The following is a 6,583-nucleotide window of genomic DNA, read 5'->3' as shown; positions in this document are numbered from 1 at the left end:
TCGGGCGCCAGTTCCGAATGCGGGTCATACCAGGTGCCAGCGTCGAGCGTGGCAGGCCCAGCCGGGCCGTAGGTCAAGAATCACAGTTCCGATGCAGAAAATCTCCGCTGTGCGGCGCCCCGGGTTCGGCCCGTGCGGGTCAGGGCGCGGTGCGGAACCGTTCAGCGTGTTCCCGCGCCCACTGGGCGAAGGTTCGCGCGGGCGTGCCGGTGACGTCCTCGACGGTGGGCAGGACCACACCGCTGGCCTCGGGCGGGTTCGTGGCCAGTTGGATTCCGAACTCCACGTAGTCCTCGTCGTATCCGTAGCCGCGCAGCCGGGCGCGCTCCGCGTCCTCGCTCAGGTGCACGAAGGCGATGTCCTGCCCGGTGGCCTCGGCGATGATCCGGGTGCGTTCCGCCGGGGTAAGGGCTTCGGGCCCGGTGATCGGGTAGCTCCGACCCTCGTGGCCCTCGTGGGTGAGCGCGGTGGCGGCCACGGCGGCGATGTCGGCCTCATGCACCATCGCGCTGGGGAAGGTGGCGAGCATGGACACGGTGCCCTGGGAGCGGATCTCATCGGCCCATTCGAGGGCGTTGCACATGAACTCCGCCGGCTGCAGCAGGGTCCAGCGGATCGCACTGGACTCCAGTGCGCTTTCGATGCTGGTGGGCGACCAGCCGCTGAGGACTGTGGCCCGAGTGATGCCGTGGCGTGCGGCGAGGTCGATGATCTCGGGGCCGTTGGTCAGGTCGCCGTCGCCGCCGAAGGTGATCAGGTGGATCGCGTCGACCCCTTCGATGGCCGCTTCGAGCGTGGCGGCATCGGTGAGGTCGCCCGCCACCACCTCGACACCGGTCGGGAGGTCGGCTTTGGCGGGGGTGCGGGAGAGTGCGCGGACGTCGTGTCCGGCTTCGTGGAGTTGCGCGACGAGGTGCCGCCCGACCTGGCCGGTCGCTCCGGTGACGAGGATGCGCATGTTCGTGGTCCTTTCGTACGGGTGTTGTCAGTCGGTGCTGGCGCGCAGGGCGCGAAGCCCGAGGACGAAGCCGAGGACGGCGGTCGTGCCGGCGGCGAGGAATCCGTAGCCGACGTCGGGGGTCGCGATCTGTCCGGCGAAGAGGTCGCGTTCGGCCTCGACGACGTGGGTGAGGGGGTTGAACTGCGCGAGGACGCGCATCCACTGCGGCCCCTCATCGAGGGGGAGCAGCATCCCGGAGAGGATCATCAGCGGGAAGAGGACCGTCTGGTGCACGGTCCAGAACATCCAGTCCTGCTCGCGCACGGCGATGGCCAGTGCGTAGCTGAGTGACCCGATCCCGACGCCGAGGACACCCAGGAGCACCAGGCCCAGGACGCCGCCGCCGACATCGGGGCGGAAACCGAACGGGACCATGACCAGGACGACCACGACGGCCTGGACGACGAGCGGCACGAACTCCTTGAGCGCTCGTCCGATGAACAGCGACGAGCGCGCCAACGGCGTGACCAGGAGGCGTTCATGCGAGCCGCCCTGGAGGTCGTACTGGAGGTTGGATCCGGTCCCCGCCGTTCCGAAGAGCGAGGTCATCACGAGGATCCCCGGGACAAACCACGCCCACGGGGATTGGTGTGCGGTCCCGGTCGTCGTGTCGTGCACGAGCAGGGGCCCGAAGAGGAGCAGGAAGAACAGCGGCTGGATCAGTCCGACGACCAGGGAGAACGGGTCACCGGCCACGGGGCGCAGCTCGCGGGTCATCACGATGAGGGTGTCGCCTGCGACGTTGCGTCTGCGGGGTGGGGTGATGGTGCTCATGCGGCCTTCTGCGGTGTCTGGTCGCTGTCCTCGGTGCCGGTGGCGCCTCGCCCGCCGGCGTCGCGCAGGCTCCGGCCGGTGAGTTCGAGGAACACGTCATCGAGCGTGGGGAGCCGGGTGTCGGCTGCGACCACGGTGATCCCCTGGTCCAGGGCGGCGGCGATCGCGCTCGGCAGTGCCACGCGGCCGTCGGCGACCTGCCCGGTGACCGCATCACCCTGACGGGTCGCCGTCCCGACACCGTCCATCGCCGCAATGAGCCCACGCAGGCGCTCGGCGGAAGCGTGGTCGGTTGTTTCCAGCGTCAGCCGGTCTCCGACATGACGCTGTTTGAGCTGGGTCGGCGTGCCCTCGGCGATGATGCGCCCGTGATCGATGATGACGATCCGATCCGCCTGTTGATCGGCCTCCTCCAGGTAGTGGGTGCTGAAGACGACGGTCATGTCGCTGCGGCGCCGCATCCCGATGATGTGGTCCCAGAGGTTGTTGCGGTTCTGCGGGTCGAGGCCCGTCGTCGGCTCGTCCAGGAACATCAACGCTGGGAGGTGCACCAGCCCGATCGCCAGGTCGAGGCGCCGCCGCTGGCCGCCGCTCATCGCCTGCGTCTTGCGGCGTGCCAACTGTTCCAGACCGAGCGCCGAGAGCAGTTCGGCGGCTCGGGCGCGGGCCGCGGCCTGGTCGAGGCCGTAGATGCGGCCCTGGGTGACGACCTCGTCCAGGGCCCGTTGGGTGTGCCCGGCGCCGTTGCCCTGGCCGACGTAGCCGATGCGCTCGCGCACCAGCGGAGCCTGGGTCCGCACGTCGAAGCCGGCGACGCGCGCGGTGCCGCCCGTGGGTGGGAGCAGCGTCGAGAGCATCCGCATGAGCGTGCTCTTGCCCGCGCCGTTGGGGCCGAGAACGGCGACCGTTTCCCCGTGCGCCACGGAGAGGTCGATGCCCCGGACAGCGCGGACCTCATCGCCGTCGGGAGCCCGAAAACTCCGGGACAGATTGGCAGTGCTGATCATGTGTTGGCGTGCGCTCCATTCCCGCTTCGGTGGCGGTTCCCATCATCACTGGGCTTGTGGCCGCTATATGTCCACAAGTGGGCCTAGAGTGGGCTCATGTCGACCGGCACCCGGGTCCTCGAACTCCTCGGACTGCTGCAGAACCGGCGCCATTGGCCCAGCCACGAGCTCGCGCGCCGCCTCGGCGTCAGCCAGCGCACGCTCCGCCGCGACATCGACAGCCTCCAGGAGCTCGGGTATCCGATCACCGCCACACGGGGCACTGGTGGCGGCTACCAACTCAGCCCCGGCGCCTCGCTCCCGCCCCTGGTACTCAGCGAGGACGAGGCCGCCGCCATCGTCATGGGGCTCCAAGAGATCACCTCCGGCCCCTACCCGACGTCAGCCGACGCCGCGCTGAGCGCCATGGCCAAGATCGTCCAGGTGCTTCCCGTGCGTATCCGACGCCGCATCGACAGCCTCCGCGCCGTCGCCGTCCCAGCGCCCACCCCCGAGGCACGCGTGGGCGTCACCGATGTCACCTTGTTGACGACCCTCGCCCTGGCCTGTCGCGACACCGAGACGGTGGAGTTCGCTTACCGCACCCGCACCGGTCAGACCGCTGCCAGGACAGTCCACCCGCACCACATCGTCCGCGTCGAGAACCGCCTGTACCTCATCGCCTGGGACCTCGACTGGGCCGACTGGCGCACCTTCCGCGTCGACCGCATCGGTGACGCGAGCCGCACCGGCACGACGTTCGCCCCCCGCCCCCTCCCCGCCGACGATCCCGTTGAGTACATGCGCGCCCGGATCAGGGCGATGCCCGCCAGGTATCCCGTCCGCGCCACGGTCGGGGCCCCCGCCGAACGGGTACGGGAGGAGATCGCGCACTACGGGACGGTGGAACCCATCGACGACACCTCGTGCCGGGTGGAGATCGCCACCGACTCCCTGGACTGGGCCACCTTCTGCATCGGAGCGCTCGACGCCCCCGTTGTGGTCCACGGCCCACCGGAAGCCATCGCCTACATGCGCGCCTGGGGACGACGCCTCACCGCCGGCACCCAAGAGCCCCCGTGACCCGCACAACGGTCTTCAAAGGGCGCAGAACCGGGCGATGCCGACCCGGAGCAGCGGACACGGAGGAAACACGCACCGCCCCAGGCCCCCGGCCCACCCGCGGCCCCTTCGCGTCAACGCCCGGCGCCAGGCTGCATGGCCGGTGAAGGGTAGACGGTGAACACCCGCTGGCCGTCGAGCCACGCGCTGAGCCGCCGCGCTTCGGCCGCCAACGCCTCGCGGGCCTGCGGGGAGACATCGTCATCAAGCAGGCGCAGCTCGACCACACCGCCGGGATCCTGCACCCATGCACCGACGACGCGTCCGTCGACCCAGGCGGTAGTCCCGGCGTTTCCTGCACTGTCGAACAACTGGGGTGCGTGCGCACCGAGGTAGAAGGCGCGTGCCTCCCAGCCCATCACGGTCGGATCGAGCAACGGCAGGAGCGCGACCCACGGCTCGGCGGCGACGACCGGGGCGAGATCGTCCTCGCGCAGCCACCCGACCGAGCCGTCCTCCAGGGACACCCGCTGCGCGCCGATGTCGTCCAGCGCGGTGCGGACTGCGGACTTGGTGCCGCCGAGCCACCAAGCGAGGTCATCGACGGTGCCGGGACCGTAGGACCACAGCCACCGGGACACCAACTCGGCATAGCCCTGCCGCGCCGCAAGCGCCTCGGGCACCTCGTCCCCCCACCACGCCTGTGTCGTCGTCCATGTCGGGCGGCTCGTGTACCAGGCTCCAGCGTTGACCGCGCGCGATACCGCGCCGTCCAGGCTCAGCTGGGTGAGCACTCGCGGAGCGATCGCGATCCGTCCTCCCCAGGACTTGTCCGGAGCCTGCTCGATGAAACCGGCGGCCTCGGGCACTTCCTCGCGTACTCGCTTCGAGGACCGCGGCACGCCGTCGGCCAGGTGCGCCAGCACCGCCTCCTCCGCAGTCGCAAGCCATGCGGCTCCCTGCCCCTCAGCGGCCGGCCCCCAGCGTTGGAGGTCCCTGACCAGCCGTTTGCGATGGGCCGCGGCCACCCGGGCCGAAGCACTTCCCCACACCGCCGGCACAAGATCGCAGGGGAACACGAACAGGGTCTCGCGCATCGACTGCTGTCGAATGAGGGAACGTGTGTCGTAGAGCGCCCGTTCGACGTCGTCGATGTCGAGCGCGTCGACCCGTGCCCAGCAGGACAGGTGCACGCTCGGCGGGTCGGTGGCGTGTAGACACACCACCGCACTCGCGGCCTCCTCGGGAGAGGCCGCCTTGGCCGTGGGTGCGAGAGCATGCCGCACGCCTAACCGGGCACGGCGCTCCTCATCGGTTACCAAGCGCATGGGGCCATCCTGGCGCAGAGGGCCGACAGATCGAGGCGCACGTGGCCTCTACGGGCTGGCCCAGGTTGGTGCGAGTGACGCCCCTGGCGATGAGCGGTCCGTGGGAGCTGTACCTAGTGCTTCGTTCCTCAAAGCAGGTAGATAAAACGGCGTCGGCGGCGACGAGGCTCGGGAGTCGGCCTGCTCCAGATCCAGGGGCGGGCGCGGGTGTTGAGCTGCATGGTCGCCACGGTGGTGGCGTAGGTGATCTCGTCAGAATCGGCGAAGGTCTGCCCGGCCAGGGCCTGGCGGCGGAAGATGCGCCACCAGGCTTCTTGCAGGTTGAGCCAGCAGGCCCCCTTGGGGATGAACACCTGCTGGATTCGCGGGTGCTCGGTGAGCCATTCGCGGGTGGAGACGCTGTTGTGGCTGGACAGGTTGTCGGTGATCACCGCGATCGTGCCGGTCGGGTTACTCTGCTCCAGCAGGGCCAGGAAGCGCTGCCAGCCGATACCGTTGCGCGAGGCGGCGGTCATGGTGACCGCATGGCCGTCGGCGACGCGCAAGCCGCCGTAGACCCAGGTCTTCTCCTGCCCGCGACTGTAGGTCAAGGCTGCTTTGATCCGCCGGCCGTCAGTGCTCCATCCGGGGACGGGATCGAAGGTTCGGGGAAGGACCGGGCCGAGTTCATCGGCCGCCACGACCGTCACTCCCGGCGGCGGACAGGTGTAGAGGGCAACAACACGGGTTCTTTTGGGGCGAAGTCCGGGTCATGGCTGGTGGCCCAGGAGCGGGTACGGCGCCAGCGCACCCCTTCGGCCAGCAAGATTCGTCGCACTTGCGAGCGTGCTATCACGATGCCCAGTTCGTGGACAGCCTGGGTCAGGGTGTCCAGCGTCCAACTGCCCGGCCCGGCCTCATCGGCCGCGGCCAGCTCACCGGTTGCCTGATCGCGCACCGGCTGGCCCGGCGGCGAAGTGCGGGCCAGCGCGATGATCTGCGAGCGTTCGGCCTCGCTGATCCGCCGTTTACGGCCGACGCCAGGACGATCTCCCAGCCCGTCCAGGCCTTCGGCATTGAAGCGCACCAGCCGGTAGCGCACCGTCTTCTCCGCACAACCGAGCTCACGGGCGATCTGCGGCACCCGCAGCCGCTCCCAGCTCAACGCAATGATCTGGGCCCTGCGGATCCAATCGGCCGGAGCGTGCCGGGCGCCGGCCAGCTTACGGATCTTGCGTTCCTCGACCGGGTCCTTCGGCGCTCGCGCGAACAGGAGCTTCGGCACTGCCTCACCGCCCATCAACGACCCACTGGGACCTGATAGTACGTCTAATCTTGCCGCTCAAAAAGGAACGAAGCCCTAGCTTGATCTTTAACCTGTGCGTCGTGGTCGCGGATTAGTGGATTTCTTGGGCTTGGGTTTCGTCGTTGTGGCCTTCGCGCTGGTCAGGCCG

7 protein-coding genes are annotated in these 6,583 nt (G+C 69.3%); 1 reads left to right on the top strand and 6 read right to left on the bottom strand.

Going from position 1 to position 6,583, the window contains the following annotated elements; all coding sequences use genetic code 11:
* Positions 1-139 precede the first annotated feature (139 nt).
* From ACZ6R6_RS49000 to ACZ6R6_RS48990, 3 genes are read right to left on the bottom strand one after another with little or no spacing between them, the layout of a single operon-like run.
* Entirely contained in the window at positions 140-958 is an 819-nt protein-coding gene (locus ACZ6R6_RS49000; protein WP_470104385.1) for an SDR family oxidoreductase, read from the bottom strand.
* A gap of 27 nt (positions 959-985) precedes the next feature.
* Positions 986-1,774, bottom strand: a complete 789-nt coding sequence (locus ACZ6R6_RS48995) for an ABC transporter permease (protein ID WP_470104383.1) — start codon at positions 1,772-1,774, stop codon at positions 986-988.
* Complete coding sequence (locus ACZ6R6_RS48990) at positions 1,771-2,781, bottom strand: ATP-binding cassette domain-containing protein (protein WP_470104382.1); 1,011 nt, start codon at positions 2,779-2,781, stop codon at positions 1,771-1,773. The genes ACZ6R6_RS48995 and ACZ6R6_RS48990 overlap by 4 nt, the downstream gene beginning before the upstream one ends.
* A 96-nt stretch (positions 2,782-2,877) precedes the next feature.
* On the opposite strand from ACZ6R6_RS48990, the gene ACZ6R6_RS48985 reads away from it, so the two are divergent.
* Complete coding sequence (locus tag ACZ6R6_RS48985) at positions 2,878-3,843, top strand: helix-turn-helix transcriptional regulator (RefSeq protein ID WP_470104380.1); 966 nt, start codon at positions 2,878-2,880, stop codon at positions 3,841-3,843.
* 113 nt (positions 3,844-3,956) lie between these two features.
* Here ACZ6R6_RS48985 and ACZ6R6_RS48980 read toward each other — a convergent pair whose 3' ends face one another.
* The 3 genes from ACZ6R6_RS48980 to ACZ6R6_RS48970 form a co-directional block, all read right to left on the bottom strand.
* Positions 3,957-5,048, bottom strand: a complete 1,092-nt coding sequence (locus ACZ6R6_RS48980; RefSeq protein WP_470104378.1) for a winged helix DNA-binding domain-containing protein — start codon at positions 5,046-5,048, stop codon at positions 3,957-3,959.
* Positions 5,049-5,278: 230 nt separating this feature from the next.
* Entirely contained in the window at positions 5,279-5,830 is a 552-nt protein-coding gene (locus ACZ6R6_RS48975) for a transposase (RefSeq protein WP_470104376.1), read from the bottom strand.
* Between the two features lie 5 nt (positions 5,831-5,835).
* A complete protein-coding gene (locus ACZ6R6_RS48970) occupies positions 5,836-6,414 on the bottom strand; it encodes a helix-turn-helix domain-containing protein (RefSeq protein ID WP_470104374.1) in 579 nt (192 codons plus the stop codon).
* Positions 6,415-6,583 lie beyond the last annotated feature (169 nt).

This window comes from Streptosporangium sp. NPDC048886, assembly GCF_055586905.1.
Note: the sequence above shows the minus strand (reverse complement) of the source record. Positions and strands in the feature narration are given on the sequence as shown.